This window comes from Streptomyces sp. NPDC006259 (assembly GCF_042870975.1).
Classification (GTDB): domain Bacteria; phylum Actinomycetota; class Actinomycetes; order Streptomycetales; family Streptomycetaceae; genus Streptomyces.
This window is the reverse complement of sequence record NZ_JBIAHY010000013.1, coordinates 112,943-128,410: the sequence shown is the minus strand read 5'-3', so window position 1 is coordinate 128,410 and position 15,468 is coordinate 112,943. Positions and strand designations below refer to the sequence as shown.

The window sequence follows — 15,468 nt, the reverse complement described above, 5'->3', positions numbered from 1 at the left end:
TACCGGGGGGTTTCGGTGTTGTTCGGTTGTGGGGTGTGGTGGGGAGCGGTCGGTGAAACTCGCCGGAAAACGGGGGGCGGGCGCCCGTAGGGTGGAGGTATGACCACGACGGGGGAAGAGCGTGCCTTGGCTCGGGGAGGGCCTTGGTGGTGGGTGAGGCGCCGCAGTGCGGTGTTCGACTGGAGTCTTGCGGTGCTGTCCGCGGTGGAGTGTGCGGGGGAGGGGTATCCCTTCGCGCGGGACGCGGGGATTCCGGCGGTGGCGGGGGTGGTCTTCGGGTTGCTCGCGGGTTCGGTGCTGTTGGTGCGGCGGCGGTGGCCGATCGCGGTGGTGTTGGTGTCGATCGCCATCACGCCGGCGCAGATGGGCTTTCTGATGGGGATCGTGGGGTTGTACACGCTTGCCGCGTCGGAGTTGCCGCGGCGGATCACGGCGTCGTTGGCGGGAATGCAGTTGGTGGGGACGTTGATCGTGACGTTCGTGCGGGTGCGGCAGGGGATGGATCAGGGGCGTCTGACGATCGGGGACTGGTTCATTCCGTTCGCGGCGATCACGACGTCGTTGGGGTTGACGGCGCCGCCGGTGTTGTTGGGGCTGTATGTGGGGGCGCGGCGGCGGTTGATGGAGAGTTTGCGGGAGCGGGCGGACAGTCTTGAGCGGGAGTTGCAGTTGTTGGCGGAGCGGGCTGAGGAGCGGGCGGAGTGGGCGCGGGGGGAGGAGCGGACGCGGATTGCGCGGGAGATGCATGACGTGGTGGCGCATCGGGTGAGTTTGATGGTGGTGCATGCGGCGGCGTTGCAGGCGGTGGCGCGCAAGGATCCGGAGAAGGCGGTGCGTAATGCGGCTTTGGTGGGGGATATGGGGCGGCAGGCGTTGACGGAGTTGCGGGAGATGTTGGGGGTGTTGCGTAGTGGTGATGGTGTGGGGGGGCGGGGGGTGCCGTTGGTGGCGGTGGGGGTGGCGGCGGTTGCTGTTTCGGGGGTGGGGGAGGAGGGGGAGGGGCCGTGTTTGGAGGAGTTGGAGGAGTTGGTGGGGCAGTCGGCGGCTGCGGGGATGGTGGTGGTTCTGTCGGTGGAGGGGGAGGTGCGGGGGTATGCGCGGGAGATCGAGCAGACGGCGTATCGGGTGGTGCAGGAGGCGTTGACGAACGTGCACAAGCATGCGGCGGGTGCGAAGACGTATGTGCGGTTGGCGCATCGGGTGGCGGAGATTGCGATGCAGGTGGAGAACGAGGCGCCGCCGGAGGTGGGGTCGGCGTCGTCGGCGCGGTTGCCGTCGGGGGGTAATGGGTTGGTGGGGATGCGGGAGCGGGTGGTGGCGTTGGGTGGGGTGTTTGTGTCGGGGCCGACGGAGTCGGGGGGTTTTCGGGTGTCGGCGGTGATTCCGGCGGTGTAGGGGGTGGGGGTTGGTGTGGGGTGTCAGGTTGCGGTGAGTCGGGTGGGTGTGTGGCCGGCGATGAGGGCGGTGAGGGCTTGGTCGATGGTGGGGCCGAGGTACCAGTCGCCGGTGTGGTCGAGGGCGTAGACGCGGCCTTGGGTGTCGATGGCGAGGAGGGAGTGGTTGTCGGTTTCGGTGCCGAGGGGGCTGACGTCGGTGTCGAGGGCGCGGCTGAGGTCGGTGAGGGTGCGGGTGTGGTGGAGGCCGTGGAGGGGGTCGAGGTGGAGGGTGGCGGGGGCGATTTGGCGGCCGGGTCCGGTGGGGGTGATGTGGAGGTTGCCGAATTCGGCCCAGGCTTCTACGGCGGCGGGGAATACGGCGTGTCGGTGGCCGGTGGGTGAGGTGTGTTCGCGGAGGGTGTCGGCCCAGATCTCGGCTTGTTTGATGTCCCAGCGTCCGGGTTGCCAGCCGGCGGCGCGGAGGGCGGCGTCGGTGGGTACGGGGAAGCGGGTGGTGGTGCGGTCGGGGTGCATCTGCCCTTCGTTCGTGGGTCATGGGTGGGTGTGGTGTGGTGCACGGCTTGGTGGTGTGGGTGGTGCCGGTGGTGCCGACGGCGTGGGGTAACGGTGGTGCCGGTGGGGTGTGGGGTCAGTTGTCGTCGGTGGTGGGGTCGACGATGCGGACTCCGAAGTGGGCGCTGAGGGCGGTGCAGGCGCGGCAGGGGGTGGCGAAGCTGCCGTGGAGGGGGTCGCCGTCTTCGCGGATGCGGCGGGTGGTGAGTTTGGCCTGTTTGAGGGCTTTGCGGGCTTCGCCGTTGGTCATGGGTCTGCGGGTGGCGCGTTTGCTGCGGGTGGCGTCGGCGGTGGCGATGTGGCGGGAGATGAGGAGTGTTTCGGCGCAGCGGCCGGTGTAGCGGTCGCGTCGGTCGCTGGGGAGGGTGTCGAGGAAGTCCTGGACGAGCGGGTGGAGGGTGGGGGGTTGGTCGCTGCGGGCGGCGGTGCCGGTGAGGGTGGTGCCGCGGACGGAGAGGGCGGCGGCGATGGTGGGGAGGATGCCGTCGCGGCGGTGGCGGAGGGTGGGTGTGTGGGGGGTTTCGTCGGTGCTCCAGTCGATGCGGGGGTCGCCCGAGCGGTGGGTGTGTGCTCCTGTTTGTGTGGCGTTCATGATCGTTGTTCCCCTCCCGTGCATCCCCCCGGAGATCTCAGGGTGCCAAATGGCGTGCCGTGTGGGAAAGCTGGGGCGGTTCGACACGCCCGGGTTTGGGCTGGCTGTCACGGCGGGGTGACGGCAGGTCACGGAAGTGGAGGGCCGGTGACCGGTGTCGTCGTACGGCATAGGGTGTCGGCACCGCCTGGCGCGTGGTTGACGCGCGTGGGGGGTCGTTGGAGAGAGTTGGATACGGGGTGTGGTGGTCGGGTCCGGGTGCGGATTCGGTCGCTGGGGTCCGTTCAGAGTGCCGCAGGGGGCAACCGCCATGACGACAGGTCGGCTCGGGCAGCAGGCCGTGCCGCCGAACGCGGCTTATGCCGGGCAGGTCGTGCATTTTCCGGATCCGGTCCGGGCGGCACGTCACCCGAGGGGGGTACGGGTGGATGAGCGTGGCTACCCGGATTTCTCGGCTTATGCGCGGGCGGCTGCGGAGATCGCGGAGCCGCCGGAGGGTTTCGGCGTCGATGAGTTGCGGTTGACGGATTACGTGTCGGCGAATGCGGCGTTGTCGGCGTCGGGGCATGAGCTGTGGGACACGGTGGACAGCGTGGCGACGCCGCATGGGTGGACGTGGCATCACGTGGTGGGTTCGCGGCGGCTGGAGTTGGTGCCGGTCGAGGTGAAGGCGTTGTTGCGGCATCACGGCGGGATCGCGACGGCGGTGGTGGATCAGGGGAAGCGGGGGACGCGGCCGTTGCAGGAGACGCGTCCGGCGCATTTCGGGTTGCCGAAGTCGGGTGTGGCGGTGTCGGAGCAGCAGGTGCAGGGGGTCGAGGAGGATCTCGGGTATCGGTTGCCGGGTGCGTATCGGTTGTTCTTGAAGGCCGCGGGTGGGTGTGCTCCGGTGGGGGCGGCGTTGGACGCGGAATTGGGGTTGTTGGTGGATCAGCCGTTCTTCACGGTGCGGGAGGAGGCGGCGGTCAATGATCTGGTGTATGTGAACAAGTGTCTGCGTGATCATCTGACCAAGGATTATCTGGGGGTCGGGTTCGTGCAGGGGGGTCTGCTGGCCGTGAAGGTGAAGGGTGACCGGGTCGGTTCGGTGTGGTTCTGCGCGTATGACGATGTGCGGGATGTGGATCCGGGGTGGTCGCCGGCGGAGCGGGTGGAGCGGTTGTTGCTGCCGTGTGGTGAGGATTTCGATGTGTTCCTGTCGCGGTTGGCGGGGCGGCCTCCGGAGTTGGAGACGGTGGCGAATCTGATGGTGGACGGTGGTTTCGCGCGGGTTGTTCCCGCTGCCGCCGGTTCTTCTGTTTCGTCCGCGGGTGTGGGGGAGTGATCCGGTGATGGTGACGTTGGCGCAGGCGCAGGAGCGCGGTGAAGAGTGGATCAACGGGGATGTTCCGGCGTATCAGCATCGTGAGGTGCGGGTGCGGGAGTTCGGGCTGGGGTTCGTGGTGTGGGCCGAGGATCGTGCGGAGGGGCCGCGTTCGGACGGGGGCGGGCAGCGGTTGGTGCTGGCTCGGGACAGTGGTGAGGTCACGTTGTGGCCGGCGTTGCCGGTGGGTGAGGTGGTGCGGCGGTACGAGGAGGAGTACGGCCGTGTGGAGGGTGAGCCGGTGCCGGCGGCGGCGCGGGTGGATCTGAATCAGACGTCGTTCCTGTTGTCGCCGCCGGAGTGGTTGCAGGAGGCGGCGGATCGGTTGGGGGTCGGGGAGGGGGCTGGTTCGTCGTCCGCCTCTTCTGCGTCTTCTTCGTCTTCTTCGTCTCCTTCCGCTCTCTCCTCTCCTTCGTCTTCTTCGTCTTCTGGGGTTGCTGCCTCTTCGGTGGGTTCGGTGGGTTCGGCGGGGGAGTCGGGTGATCCGTCGCTGCCGCGTACGCAGGCGGGGGTGCCAGCGCCGGCCGCCGCGCCTGTCGGGGCGACGCCCTGGACGGGCACGGACACCAATGGTGATGGCGGTGACGACCGTTCGGTGTCGTTGCCGGCGACGGTGTTCGCGCCGCCGTTGAGCGGTGCGGACGACGATGTGCCGCCGCCGCCCTCGTCCGTGTCGGACGCCAAGACGGCGTTGATGTCGGGCGGTAGCGGGCTTCCGCCCACGTCGGTCGCGCCGGCGCTGCGGGACGCGGGCGATCAGGGGGTGCCGGGCGGTGGTGCGCCGTCTGTGTCCGCGTCTGTGCCACCGTCCGCTCCGGCGCCGGCTGCGGGGCCGGTTTCGGGTGGGCCGCTTCCGGGTGGGCCGGGGACGCCGCCTCCGCCGGCCGGGCCGCGGGGGACGCCTCCGCCGGGTGTGCCGTCCTACGGCGGTGCCCAGGCGCCCGGTGCTCCGTGGCCGCCGGCCGGTTCGCAGGCCCCGGAGGCTTCGGAGGCTTCGGAGGCGTCGGGTGGTGCGGGAGCTTCGGCCCGGCCGCTCGCCCCGAACGCCGGGGACATCGCCGATGCCGCGACCAGCAAGGCGGCTCCGCCGCCGCGTCGTCGTGCCGGTGGGGCGCCGCCGCCTCCGCCGAGCGCGCCGGGGGCGCCGGGGGCGCCGGGCGTGCGGCCGGGCGCGACGCCTCCGCCGCCGGCGGGTCCGGGTGCGCCGGGCGCCTCGGCGGGTGGATATGTGCCTACGCAGTTGGTGTCGGCCCTGGGTCCGGAGGGACTGGCCGGACCGGGTGCGCCTGGAGCGCCGGGTGGTCCGGGTGGTCCGAACCCGCCGGGTCCGCCCGCTCCGCCGAACTCGCCCGGCGGTACGCCTCCGGGTGGGGTGCACCACGCCGCGACGATGTTCGCCGACCCGAGCCAGATGGGGCCGGGCGCGCTGCAGCCTCCGGGGGCTCCCCGGCCGCCGGGTGCTCCGGGTGCTCCGGGTTCGCCTGGAGTACCGGGAGTGCCTCCTGCGCCGGCGGGGCACGGGTCGGCCGGTGGGGCTCAGGGTGCCGCGCACCGGGCCGCCACGATGCTGTCGGGGCCGGGCGGTCCCGGCGCGCCTCAGCCGCCGCACGCGCCCGGCGCCCCCGGTGTGCCGGGCGCCCCCGGGACGGCTCAGCGCGCTCCGGGAACGGCTCCGGGCGCCCCGCGGCCTCCGATGCCTCCGGGCGCCGTGCCCATGCCGGGTGGGATGCCGCCGGGTGCGATGCCGCCGCCGGGGATGCCCGTGCCGGGGCAGCCTCCGGCGTACGGCTACCCCCAGCAGGGGCAGCCGACCGTCGGGCCGGGTTACCAGGCAGTGCTGCGCTATCGGGCGCACGACGGGTCGGAGCAGCAGCTGATCCGGCGTTCGGCGCCGGGCACCCCGCATCCGGAGTGGCAGATCTTCCATGAGCTGCGGGCGTTGAACGTGCCGCCGGACCAGGTGCTGGAGCTGCACACGGAACTGGAGTCGTGCGAGCTGCCGGGGGCGTACTGCGCGCGGATGATCCGTGAGCAGTGGCCGCAGGCGCGGATCACGAGCATCGCGCCGTACGGCACGGACCACGCGAGCCGGCAGCAGGGGATGCGGCAACTGCTGGCTCACCAGGGTGAGTTGCATCAGGTGGCCGACGGTCCCGCGCGTCCGGCGCCGGTGCGGGCGCCGTTGCCGGCGGTGCAGTCCGTGCCGCCGGTCCCGCCGGAGGCCATCGCGCAGGAGATGGGCGCGGCGTTCGGGCCGGGGGTGTTCCGGTTCGAGCAGGCGGCCGTGAGCCGGCAGGGTGTGCCGCCGGTCGTGGCGCACACGCTGGTGGTGGCGGGTCTGCCGATGGATCTGGGTCCGTTCTTCTGGGCGCAGGCCCAGCCGGGGCGGCCGGTGCCGACGCTGGCGGAGCTGGCGGCGGAGCGGGGGGTGCGGCCGGCGGCGGACGCGGGCTCGTACCTCGTCATGGGCAGTGACTTCGGCAGGGCGATCTGTGTGCAGTACGGGACGGCGCACATCGTCGCCGTGCCGGTGGAGGCGGGGCCGGGCGGGGCGCCCGTGCCGCCGCAGTTCGTGAACAGCGGGCTGCCGGAGTTCGCGCGCTGCCTGGCGCTGCTGGGGCGGATGTGGCGGCTGCGGTTCGGTCTCAACCAGGAGCAGGCGGGCCGCTGGACCGTGGACTTCCAGGCGCAGTTGGCGGCGCTGGATCCGGCGGCGCTCGGTTCGCCGGAGAGCTGGTGGTCGGTGCTGCTGGAGGAGATGTGGGACGGGCTGCTGTGAGGCGTGCGTCGCGCTGACGCGTGTGTTGCGCTGAGGCGTGTGTTGCGCTGAGGCGTGCGGGGAGGGCCGGGCCCGGTCGTGCGACCGGGGTCCGGCCCTTTCGCATGGCCCGGCCCGTTCGCGCGCCCGGCCCTTTCGCACGGTCTGGCCCGCTCGCAGGGCCGGCCCCTTCGTACGGCCCGGCCCGGTCGCACGGCGCTTCCCGCTCGCCTTCCCGTTCGCACGTCTGGTCGACCGTGACCTGTGCGCGGAGTGTCGGGTTACGACTACTTACACCTGATACATCAGGATATGCGCGAAATCACCTATTCCGCGTCCGTCTGGTGGAGAGGGGTTCCAGGTGATCGGCGCTTCGACGGCAGCACCCGGGTTCACGACCGTTCGCGGGCGCGCCTACCGGCCCGAACAGGTCGACGCGTACACGGCGGCGCTCTCGGCCGACCGGGACGCGGCCTGGGAGCGGGCCGCCCGGCTGACCGTGCTCGCCAAGGACATGGAGGCCGAGGCCGTACGGCTGCGGGAGGCCGTCGGCCGGCTGGTGCCCCAGACCTACGAAGCTCTCGGGGAGGGTGCGCGGCGTGTCTTCCAGCTCGCGCGGGAGGAGGCGGCAGCCGTGCGGGAACGCGCCCGGCGTGCGGCGCGCGAGCAGGTCGAGCAGGCCGAGGCGCACGCCCGGGAGGTGCGCGCGGCGGCGCGCGAGCGGGCCGACGAGCTGCGCGCGGAGGCCGAGGAACGCGCCCGGCAGAAGCTGCTCGCGGCACGCGCCGCGGCCGACGAGATCCGCGTCGGCACCCGGCGGGAGGTGAAGGAGAACCGGGGCGAGGCGCTCGCCGCCCTGCGGGAGATGCGCCGGCGCACCGCCGCTCTGCTCGCCGACCGGGAGAAGGACCTGGCCGAGCGGTGGGCCGCCGTCGAGCGGGACGAGGCCGACCGCGCCGCCGCGCTCGACGCGCGGCACGCGCGGCTGGTGGCGGGCGCCCAGGCGGCCTTGTCCGAGGCCGAGCAGGCCTTCGCCGACGCCGAGGAAGCCGCCCGCCGACGCCAGGAGGAGGCACACGCGCGTGCCGCCGAGATCCTCGCCGAGGCACGCGCGCGTGCGGAGCACATCGCCCACGAGACGGAAGGGGTGCTGCGTGAGCACGGCGAGCGGTGGGACGACGTCCAGGCGCACATCGACTGCGTCCGCGACAGCCTGAGCACGCTCACGGGGCGCCCGGTGGATTAGGGCACTGAGCCCCCTGAGCATCGCTCAGCACCCTGCGTCCCGCGGTGTCCACGCGGCCCACGCGTCCTCCGGTGCCCAGGGGCGCGCCCCTCCGGCCCGGTCCCCTCGCGGACCGCGCGCCGCGCCCGCAGGATCCGGCCCTCCCCGGCCTCGCGCCGTCGCCGTCGTCGTCACCGTTCGGTGCCGGTGCCGGTGCCGGTGCCGTGCGGCGGGAAGCCGGGCGTCGGATCGGTCGTCCGGTGTGCGGGGTGGGCGTCCGGGGTCGGGGCGGGATCAGTCGCTGCGCTCGCCGTGCTCGCCTGGTTCGCCGAGTACGGGGAAGCGGCGTGGGGCCACCAACAGCAGCACCAGGAAGGCGAGTGCGGCGGCGCCGGCCGCGCCCAGGTACACGGCGTGCACGGCGTCCGCGACCGCGTGCCGCGTCGCCTCGGCGGCCGCGGCGCCCGCGTCCAGGTCGCGGGCGAAGGAGTCCAGGTCGCCGGCGCCGCCCAGCCGGGCGGCCAGTACCGCGTTGGCGACCGCCCCGAAGACGGCCGCGCCGATCGTCTGCCCGCTCTGGCGGCAGAAGAGGACGGACGCGGTGGTGGTGCCGCGCTCCGACCAGCCGACCGTGGACTGCACGCCGACGATCAGCGGCAGCTGGAACAGGCCGAGGGCCGCGCCGAGCAGCAGCATCAGCGAGGTCGGCTGCCAGGCGGCCCCCGGATACGGCAGGAACGGGAAGGCGAGCAGGACCAGCGTCGCCGCTCCGATGCCGAGCAGGGCCGTGTCGCGGAAGCCGATGCGCCGGTACACGTGCTGACTGAGGGCGGCCGACAGCGGCCAGCTGAGCGTCCACACCGACAGCACGAACCCGGCCGTCACCGGGTCCAGGTCCAGCACCGCCTGGGCGTACGTCGGCAGGAACACCGTGGGAGCCACCATCAGCAGGCCCAGCGCGCCCAGCGCGAGGTTGACCGCGGCGATCGTACGGCGGCGCCACACCCAGCCGGGGATGATCGGCTCGGCGGCCCGGCGCTCGATGACCACGACCGAGCCGGCCAGGGCGAGGCCCGCGGTGAACAGGGCGAGCGACGGCGCCGACAGCCACGGCCAGGCCACTCCGCCCTGCACCAACGCGGTCAGCAGCACCCCGCCGGTCGCGAACACCGCCAGCGCGCCCGCCCAGTCGACACGCGCACGTGCCTCCGACTCCCTTCGCGGCTCGTGCAGATGACGCACGATCAGCCACAGCGCCACCGTCCCGACGGGCAGGTTGACGAGGAAGATCCACCGCCAGTCGGCGTACGCCGCCAGCAGCCCCCCCAGAGCCGGTCCCGCGATCGCGGACACCGCCCACACCGTGGACAGCTTGGACTGGATCTTCGGGCGTTCCTTCAGCGGGTAGAGGTCGGCGGCGAGGGTCTGCACCGTGCCCTGCAACGCGCCGCCGCCGAGACCCTGCACGACGCGGAACGCGATCAGCGCACCCATGCTCCAGGCGAGCGCGCACAGCAGCGAGCCGAGCAGGAAGAGGACGGCTCCGGCCACCAGCACGGGTTTGCGGCCGAAGGTGTCGGAGAGCTTGCCGTAGACGGGCAGGGTGACCGTGACGGCGAGGAGATAGCCGGAGAACAGCCAGGAGAAGACGGAGAACCCGCCGAGGTCGCCGACGATCTGCGGTACGGCCGTGGAGACGATGGTGGAGTCGAGCGCGGCCAGTGCCATGGAGAGCATCAGCGCGGCGACGACCGCTCCCCGCTTCCCGGTGTCCGTGCCCTGTCCCGTGGCTGGCCGTGTCGCGGGTCTGGTGTCGCCCACCCGATGCCCCTCCCCTGCTGTCCCGTGTCCCTTGCATCTATCCGCGCGGGACAGCTTCCCACTTGACCCTGACGCGACGGGAGGGTGGAGCCTGACCGGGCCGGAGGGTGGAGCCTGACCCTGAGGACACTCCACCCCCCGGTGGACAGCCCCTAGGGGTATCTCCGTACTACGGCTCGGGGAGGGTTCGTACCGCCGGAGGACGAGAAGGCCCCGGGTGGCTCCTTAACCTGGCTTTACGTCGCTGAGGCGGGCAACCCCACCGGCAGGAGGTGGGGTTAACCCCCCTCGAAGAGGGGCCCGAGCACCAGCGCGCCGCACCTGTCGGGCCGACAGACTCTTCGACGTGGCACCGAAGACCTGACACCGACGGCTCGGCACCGACGGCGCAGCACCGAAGACGTGACACCGACGGCGTAGCACCGACGGCGTACCACCGAAGACGTACCACCGAGAACCTGACACCGCACCGACGCACCGACGCGACGGCGCACCGACGCGCCGAGCACCGACGCCGCACGACTCGCGCGTCCCACCGGCTTTCGACTGAGGAGATCTACCGTGACTTCGGCTGTAACCATTCCCAGGCACGGGGGCACTGGAGGGCGTACGGCCGTTGCCGCTCGGGCGCGGCAGGTCGTCAAGGCGTACGGGTCCGGGGAGACCCGCGTCGTCGCCCTCGACCACGTCGACGTGGACATCGCCCGTGGCCGCTTCACCGCGATCATGGGCCCCTCGGGATCCGGCAAATCCACCCTGATGCACTGCCTCGCCGGCCTGGACACCGTGACGTCCGGGCAGATCCATCTGGACGAGACCGAGATCACCGGGCTCAAGGACAAGAAGCTGACGCAACTGCGCCGGGACCGGATCGGGTTCATCTTCCAGGCCTTCAACCTGCTGCCGACGCTCAACGCGATCGAGAACATCACGCTGCCCATGGACATCGCCGGCCGCAAGCCCGACAAGGCCTGGCTGAACCAGGTCGTCGAGACGGTCGGGCTGTCCGACCGGCTCAAGCACCGGCCCACCCAGCTCTCCGGCGGCCAGCAGCAGCGCGTCGCCGTGGCCCGCGCGCTGGCCGCCCGCCCCGAGATCATCTTCGGCGACGAGCCGACCGGAAACCTCGACTCGCGGGCCGGCGCCGAGGTGCTGGGCTTCCTGCGCCGCTCCGTGGACGAACTCGGGCAGACCATCGTCATGGTCACCCACGACCCGGTGGCCGCCTCCTACGCCGACCGCGTCCTGTACCTCGCGGACGGCCGCATCGTCGACGAGATGCAGCAGCCGACCGCCGAGCAGGTCCTGGACCGCATGAAGGACTTCGACGCGCGGGGGCGTACGTCATGACCGTGATGAAGACCTCGATGCGGAACTTCTTCGCACACAAGGGACGCATGGCGCTGTCGGCCGTGGCCGTCCTGCTGTCGGTGGCCTTCGTCTGCGGGACGCTGGTGTTCACCGACACCATGACCACCACCTTCGACAAGCTGTTCCAGGCCACGTCGGCGGACGTGACGGTCAGCGCCGAGGGCGCCTCCGACACCGGGGAGACCACCTCCCGCACCGGCAAGCCGCCGGTCATGCCGGCCTCCGTGCTCGACAAGGTGCGCGCGGCCGACGGCGTCCTGAAGGCCGAGGGGACGGTCTTCTCGACCTCGGCGACCGTCGTGGACGACGACCTCGACAAGCTCTCGCCCACCAGCGGCGCGCCGACCATCGTCGGCAGCTGGAACACCAACGACGCCCGCAGCATGGAGATCACCTCCGGTGCGGCGCCCAAGGGGCCCGACCAGGTCATGGTCGACGCGGACACCGCCGACAAGCACCACCTGCGGCTCGGCGACGAGATCGGTGTGATCACCGTCGTCGGCACGCACCACGCGCGGGTGTCCGGCATCGCCGCCTTCACCGTCACCAACCCCGGCGCGGCGATCTTCTACCTGGACACCAGAACCGCCCAGCAGACCCTGATCGGCCGGACCGGCGTCTACACCAACGTCAACGTCATGGCCGCCCAGGGCGTCACCGACGACGTGCTGAAGAAGAACGTGACCGCCGGACTCGGCGGCACCTTCAAGGTCCAGACGTCCAAGGAGGTCGCGGCCGCCAACCAGAAGAACGTCAACGGCTTCCTGAACGTCATGAAGTACGCGCTGCTCGGCTTCGCCGGGATCGCCTTCCTGGTTGGCATCTTCCTGATCGTCAACACCTTCTCGATGCTGGTCGCCCAGCGCACCCGCGAGATCGGCCTGATGCGCGCCCTCGGCTACTCGCGCAAGCAGATCAACCGATCGGTGCTCGTCGAGGCCCTGCTGCTCGGCGGGGTGGGCTCCGTCCTCGGCGTCGGCGCGGGGATCGGCGTGGCCGTCGGCCTGATGAAACTCATGGGCCTCATGGGCATGCACCTGTCCAGCAGTGACCTGACCGTCGTCTGGACGACTCCGGCACTCGGCCTGCTCCTGGGCGTGGTCGTCACCGTCCTGGCGGCCTACCTGCCGGCCCGGCGCGCCGGCCGGATCTCCCCGATGGCCGCGCTGCGCGAGGCGGGCGCCCCGGCCAACGTCAGGGCGGGTGTCGTACGCGCCGTGTCCGGCCTGGTGCTGACGGTCGCCGGCGGCTGGAGCCTGTACGTCGCCGGCACCTCGGACACGGCCAAGGCCGGCTCGGCGTGGCTGGGCCTGGGCGTGGTGCTGACCCTGATCGGCCTCGTGGTCGTCGTCCCGCTGATCGCCGGCGGTCTGGTCCGTGTCCTCGGCGCCGTCCTGCTGCGGATGTTCGGCCCGGTCGGCCGGATGGCCGAGCGCAACGCGCTGCGCAACCCGCGCCGCACCGGGGCCACCGGCGCCGCGCTGATGATCGGGCTGGCCCTGGTCGCCTGCCTGTCCGTCGTCGGCTCCTCCATGGTGGCGTCCGCCACCGACCAGCTGGACAAGACCGTCGGTACGGACTTCATCATCCAGGGCGACAACGAGAGCGTGCTCGTCACCCCGCAGGCCCTGAAGGCCGTGAAGGACACGCCGGGCCTGGCCCGCGTCACCGAGTACCGGATCCTGGACGCCTCCCTCACCACCCCGGACGGTCAGGTCTCCAAGGACGAGACGATCAACGCGGCCGACCCGACGTACGCCAAGGACCTGCGTACCGAGACCGTCGCCGGCAACCTCGCCGACGCCTACCGGCCCGACTCGATGTCCGTGAACGAGGACTTCGCCGAGGGGCACGGGATCAAGCTCGGCTCCACGGTCGCCGTCGACTTCAAGGACGGTACGACGGCCCGGCTGACGGTCCGCGCCATCACCAGCGACGACGTCGTCATCGACAAGGGCTCCATGTACGCCTCCATCGCCACGGTGACCAGGTACGTGCCCGCCGACCGGATGCCGCTCGACCTGATGCTGTTCGCCACCGCGAAGGACGGGCAGCAGGACGCCGCCTACAAGGCGCTCAAGTCGGCCCTGCACGGCATGCCCGAGTACACCGTGCGCGACCAGACCGACTACAAGCAGGCGCTGAAGGACCAGATCGGCCAGCTGCTCAACATGATCTACGGCCTGCTCGCCCTGGCGATCATCGTGGCGGTCCTCGGCGTCGTCAACACGCTCGCCCTCTCGGTGGTCGAGCGGACCCGGGAGATCGGCCTCATGCGGGCCATCGGCCTGTCCCGCCGCCAGCTGCGCCGCATGATCCGCCTGGAGTCCGTGGTGATCGCGGTCTTCGGCGCCCTGCTCGGCCTCGGCCTGGGCATGGGCTGGGGCGCCACCGCCCAGCGGCTCCTCGCGCTGGAGGGCCTGAACGTCCTCGACATCCCGTGGCCGACGATCATCGGTGTCTTCATCGCCTCGGCCTTCGTCGGTCTGTTCGCGGCCCTGGTGCCGGCGTTCAGGGCGGCGCGGATGAACGTGCTGAACGCCATCGCGACGGAGTGACCGGACTGGCCCGGAGTGGCCCGGACACCGGCTGGAGTGGCCCGGAGTGGCCCGGACCGGCTGGAGTGGCCGGGCCGACCGGACCCGACCGGACTGAGGGACTGAGGGACTGAGGGATTGAAGGACTGAGGATCCGGACGAGTGGTTGCGGAGCGAACGAACGGTCGGCGGGGCACGGAGAAGACCTCCGTGCCCCGCCGACCGTTCGTCGCACCCGCTCCGCCCCGGTCAGCCGGCGGCGCGCACCGCCTGGTAGTACTTCTTGGCGGTCTTGAGACAGGCCTTCTTCAGGTTCTTGCGCTGGGTGGGCGTGTACGGGTCGGCCCAGGGGCGGTAACCACAGGCGGTGTTCAGGTCCCTCAGGAGGGCCTTGTCGATGCGCAGCTTGTGGTCCCGCTTGAAGGCGGGCTTGCCCACGAGCGCCTTGTAGTTGCGGTAGCCGAAGTCGTGGCGGTAGCAGCCCCACCTGAAGTCGTAGCCACCGGGAAGCCTGTCCGGCGAGGAGTTGCAGTAGTTGGTGCTCCAGTCGAACCGGTACTTCTCGATCGCCTGCTTGTGACCGCGGTGCTGGGCGAGCGCTTCGGTCCACCTCAGCGACGAGGCGTTCGAATCCCCGGTGAGGCTCTTCATCTTGGAGAGCTTCTGCGCCTTGGTCACGGCGGCGGCGACCGACGGGGAGGAATCCCCGGCGGGGGCCGCGGAATCCGCCATTGCGGGCGTGGCCGCGGTGGCGAGAAGGACGCCGGAAATGGCTATTCCGGGCAGTGCGGTACGCAACTTGCTCATGGATGTTTTCCTTTCCTCACTGGTTGGCGGCAACCATGGCATGCCGACGCAACGCGATCAATTGACATCCTGCCGGGTGGTGCTCGGAGAAAATCGGAACAGAATGTTCCGTGCGCTCTGACCTCGGCTTATGGGTGAGGTGTGGGGGCGTATACCAGTCTCGCTATATGTCACGGAGGAGGTGCTCGGAGCGGCGCCCGGCGGAGTCGGTGGGGTCAAGCTCAGATGTTGCTCAAGTGCAAGTAGGGGCAGGGTGGTTGGGTTAACATCCGGGGGATGTCCGTTCCGAGGTTCGTCGGTACTGAGCGATCCGGGAGTGAAGGTGCAGCGTCATCAACGGGGGATGGCCTGGGCGCATGTCGAGTGCACGGGAATTCATGAGGAAAGGCTGGAGGAAACCCTGGGTCGAGCTGTGCGGGAATGGCGGGGAAGGACCGGAATGACGCAGGTTCAGCTAGCGGAACTCTCCGGTCTGACGCAGGCGGCGATTTCCCGGCTGGAACACGGAAAATGCATGCCGACGTTCGCCCTGCTGGAACGGATCGCCCGGGCCTTCGATTCGGCCCTGCTCGTGTCGATGGAACCAGGCCGCGGAGTGACCGTCACGTTCGCCGGCGGCGGTGACGGGGCCTGACGGGGCCTGACGGGGCCTGCCACCCGACGCCGCCCGGCATCACCCAGCCCGTCCGGGGCGCCCACTGCGGGGGAGGGGGCGCCCCGGACGGGGGAGTCCGAGGACGGGGCGCGGTGCGCCGGCAAGGGGTCCGGGCGCGGTGGCCGGCGGAGGCCGGGATGCGGTGGCCGCCAGGGACCGGGATGCGATGGCCGGTAGGGGCCCGGGCGCGGTCCCCGGGACGGCACGGGAAGGGGTGACGGGGTCGAGGAGCCGGGACCCTGCCGCCCCGCCACCTCGCGTCCTCGCGCCCTACGTCCTTGCGTGGCGCGTCCTACCGCTTCCTCGCGCACCGCTTCCTCGCGCACCGCTTCCTCGCGCACCGCTTCCTCGCGCACCGCTTCCTCGCGCACCGCTTCCTCGCGCACCGCT

General features: G+C 71.3%; 11 protein-coding genes. 7 read left to right on the top strand and 4 right to left on the bottom strand.

Features of this window, described 5'->3' with window-relative positions; genetic code table 11:
- Positions 1 to 99: 99 nt before the first annotated feature.
- Positions 100 to 1,395, top strand: a complete 1,296-nt coding sequence (locus ACFYO5_RS37040; RefSeq protein WP_388717936.1) for a sensor histidine kinase — start codon at positions 100 to 102, stop codon at positions 1,393 to 1,395.
- Between the two features lie 23 nt (positions 1,396 to 1,418).
- On the opposite strand, the gene ACFYO5_RS37035 is transcribed toward ACFYO5_RS37040, so the two are convergent.
- Together ACFYO5_RS37035 and ACFYO5_RS37030 are read right to left on the bottom strand one after the other, a co-directional pair.
- The gene (locus ACFYO5_RS37035) at positions 1,419 to 1,910 is read right to left on the bottom strand and encodes an SUKH-3 domain-containing protein (RefSeq protein ID WP_388717933.1); all 492 of its coding nucleotides are present in this window, start codon (positions 1,908 to 1,910) and stop codon (positions 1,419 to 1,421) included.
- Positions 1,911 to 2,025: 115 nt separating this feature from the next.
- Positions 2,026 to 2,541: a YwqJ-related putative deaminase gene (locus ACFYO5_RS37030; RefSeq protein WP_388717931.1), complete on the bottom strand. Its 516-nt coding sequence runs from the start codon at positions 2,539 to 2,541 to the stop codon at positions 2,026 to 2,028.
- A 310-nt stretch (positions 2,542 to 2,851) separates the two neighbouring features.
- Between ACFYO5_RS37030 and ACFYO5_RS37025 the strand changes: the two genes are divergently transcribed.
- The 3 genes from ACFYO5_RS37025 to ACFYO5_RS37015 all read left to right on the top strand — a co-directional run bounded on the left by ACFYO5_RS37025 (position 2,852) and on the right by ACFYO5_RS37015 (position 7,908).
- Positions 2,852 to 3,865, top strand: a complete 1,014-nt coding sequence (locus tag ACFYO5_RS37025) for an SMI1/KNR4 family protein (RefSeq protein WP_388717929.1) — start codon at positions 2,852 to 2,854, stop codon at positions 3,863 to 3,865.
- Between the two features lie 7 nt (positions 3,866 to 3,872).
- The gene (locus ACFYO5_RS37020) at positions 3,873 to 6,683 is read left to right on the top strand and encodes an SUKH-4 family immunity protein (protein ID WP_388718089.1); all 2,811 of its coding nucleotides are present in this window, start codon (positions 3,873 to 3,875) and stop codon (positions 6,681 to 6,683) included.
- A gap of 340 nt (positions 6,684 to 7,023) precedes the next feature.
- Positions 7,024 to 7,908, top strand: coding sequence for a cellulose-binding protein (locus ACFYO5_RS37015; RefSeq protein ID WP_388717926.1), 885 nt, complete (start codon positions 7,024 to 7,026; stop codon positions 7,906 to 7,908).
- Between the two features lie 273 nt (positions 7,909 to 8,181).
- On the opposite strand, the gene ACFYO5_RS37010 is transcribed toward ACFYO5_RS37015, so the two are convergent.
- Positions 8,182 to 9,708: an MFS transporter gene (locus ACFYO5_RS37010; RefSeq protein WP_388717923.1), complete on the bottom strand. Its 1,527-nt coding sequence runs from the start codon at positions 9,706 to 9,708 to the stop codon at positions 8,182 to 8,184.
- 561 nt (positions 9,709 to 10,269) lie between these two features.
- Between ACFYO5_RS37010 and ACFYO5_RS37005 the strand changes: the two genes are divergently transcribed.
- Together ACFYO5_RS37005 and ACFYO5_RS37000 are read left to right on the top strand one after the other, a co-directional pair.
- Entirely contained in the window at positions 10,270 to 11,058 is a 789-nt protein-coding gene (locus tag ACFYO5_RS37005; protein ID WP_356568683.1) for an ABC transporter ATP-binding protein, read from the top strand.
- Complete coding sequence (locus ACFYO5_RS37000; RefSeq protein WP_388717920.1) at positions 11,055 to 13,637, top strand: ABC transporter permease; 2,583 nt, start codon at positions 11,055 to 11,057, stop codon at positions 13,635 to 13,637. The genes ACFYO5_RS37005 and ACFYO5_RS37000 overlap by 4 nt, the downstream gene beginning before the upstream one ends.
- A gap of 228 nt (positions 13,638 to 13,865) precedes the next feature.
- Here the strand turns inward: ACFYO5_RS37000 and ACFYO5_RS36995 are convergent, their stop codons facing one another.
- On the bottom strand, positions 13,866 to 14,423 hold the full coding sequence (locus ACFYO5_RS36995) for a phospholipase A2 (protein WP_388717917.1): 558 nt from the start codon (positions 14,421 to 14,423) through the stop codon (positions 13,866 to 13,868).
- A gap of 130 nt (positions 14,424 to 14,553) precedes the next feature.
- Between ACFYO5_RS36995 and ACFYO5_RS36990 the strand changes: the two genes are divergently transcribed.
- A complete protein-coding gene (locus tag ACFYO5_RS36990; protein ID WP_388717914.1) occupies positions 14,554 to 15,057 on the top strand; it encodes a helix-turn-helix domain-containing protein in 504 nt (167 codons plus the stop codon).
- Positions 15,058 to 15,468 lie beyond the last annotated feature (411 nt).

Bases quoted from the DNA above. Each gene is read 5' to 3' on its own strand.
- ACFYO5_RS37040 (WP_388717936.1), top strand. From the start codon at position 100: ATGACCACGACGGGGGAAGAGCGTGCCTTGGCTCGGGGAGGGCCTTGG.
- ACFYO5_RS37035 (WP_388717933.1), bottom strand. From the start codon at position 1,910: ATGCACCCCGACCGCACCACCACCCGCTTCCCCGTACCCACCGACGCC.
- ACFYO5_RS37030 (WP_388717931.1), bottom strand. From the start codon at position 2,541: ATGAACGCCACACAAACAGGAGCACACACCCACCGCTCGGGCGACCCC.
- ACFYO5_RS37025 (WP_388717929.1), top strand. From the start codon at position 2,852: ATGACGACAGGTCGGCTCGGGCAGCAGGCCGTGCCGCCGAACGCGGCT.
- ACFYO5_RS37020 (WP_388718089.1), top strand. From the start codon at position 3,873: ATGGTGACGTTGGCGCAGGCGCAGGAGCGCGGTGAAGAGTGGATCAAC.
- ACFYO5_RS37000 (WP_388717920.1), top strand. From the start codon at position 11,055: ATGACCGTGATGAAGACCTCGATGCGGAACTTCTTCGCACACAAGGGA.
- ACFYO5_RS36995 (WP_388717917.1), bottom strand. From the start codon at position 14,423: ATGAGCAAGTTGCGTACCGCACTGCCCGGAATAGCCATTTCCGGCGTC.
- ACFYO5_RS36990 (WP_388717914.1), top strand. From the start codon at position 14,554: ATGGGTGAGGTGTGGGGGCGTATACCAGTCTCGCTATATGTCACGGAG.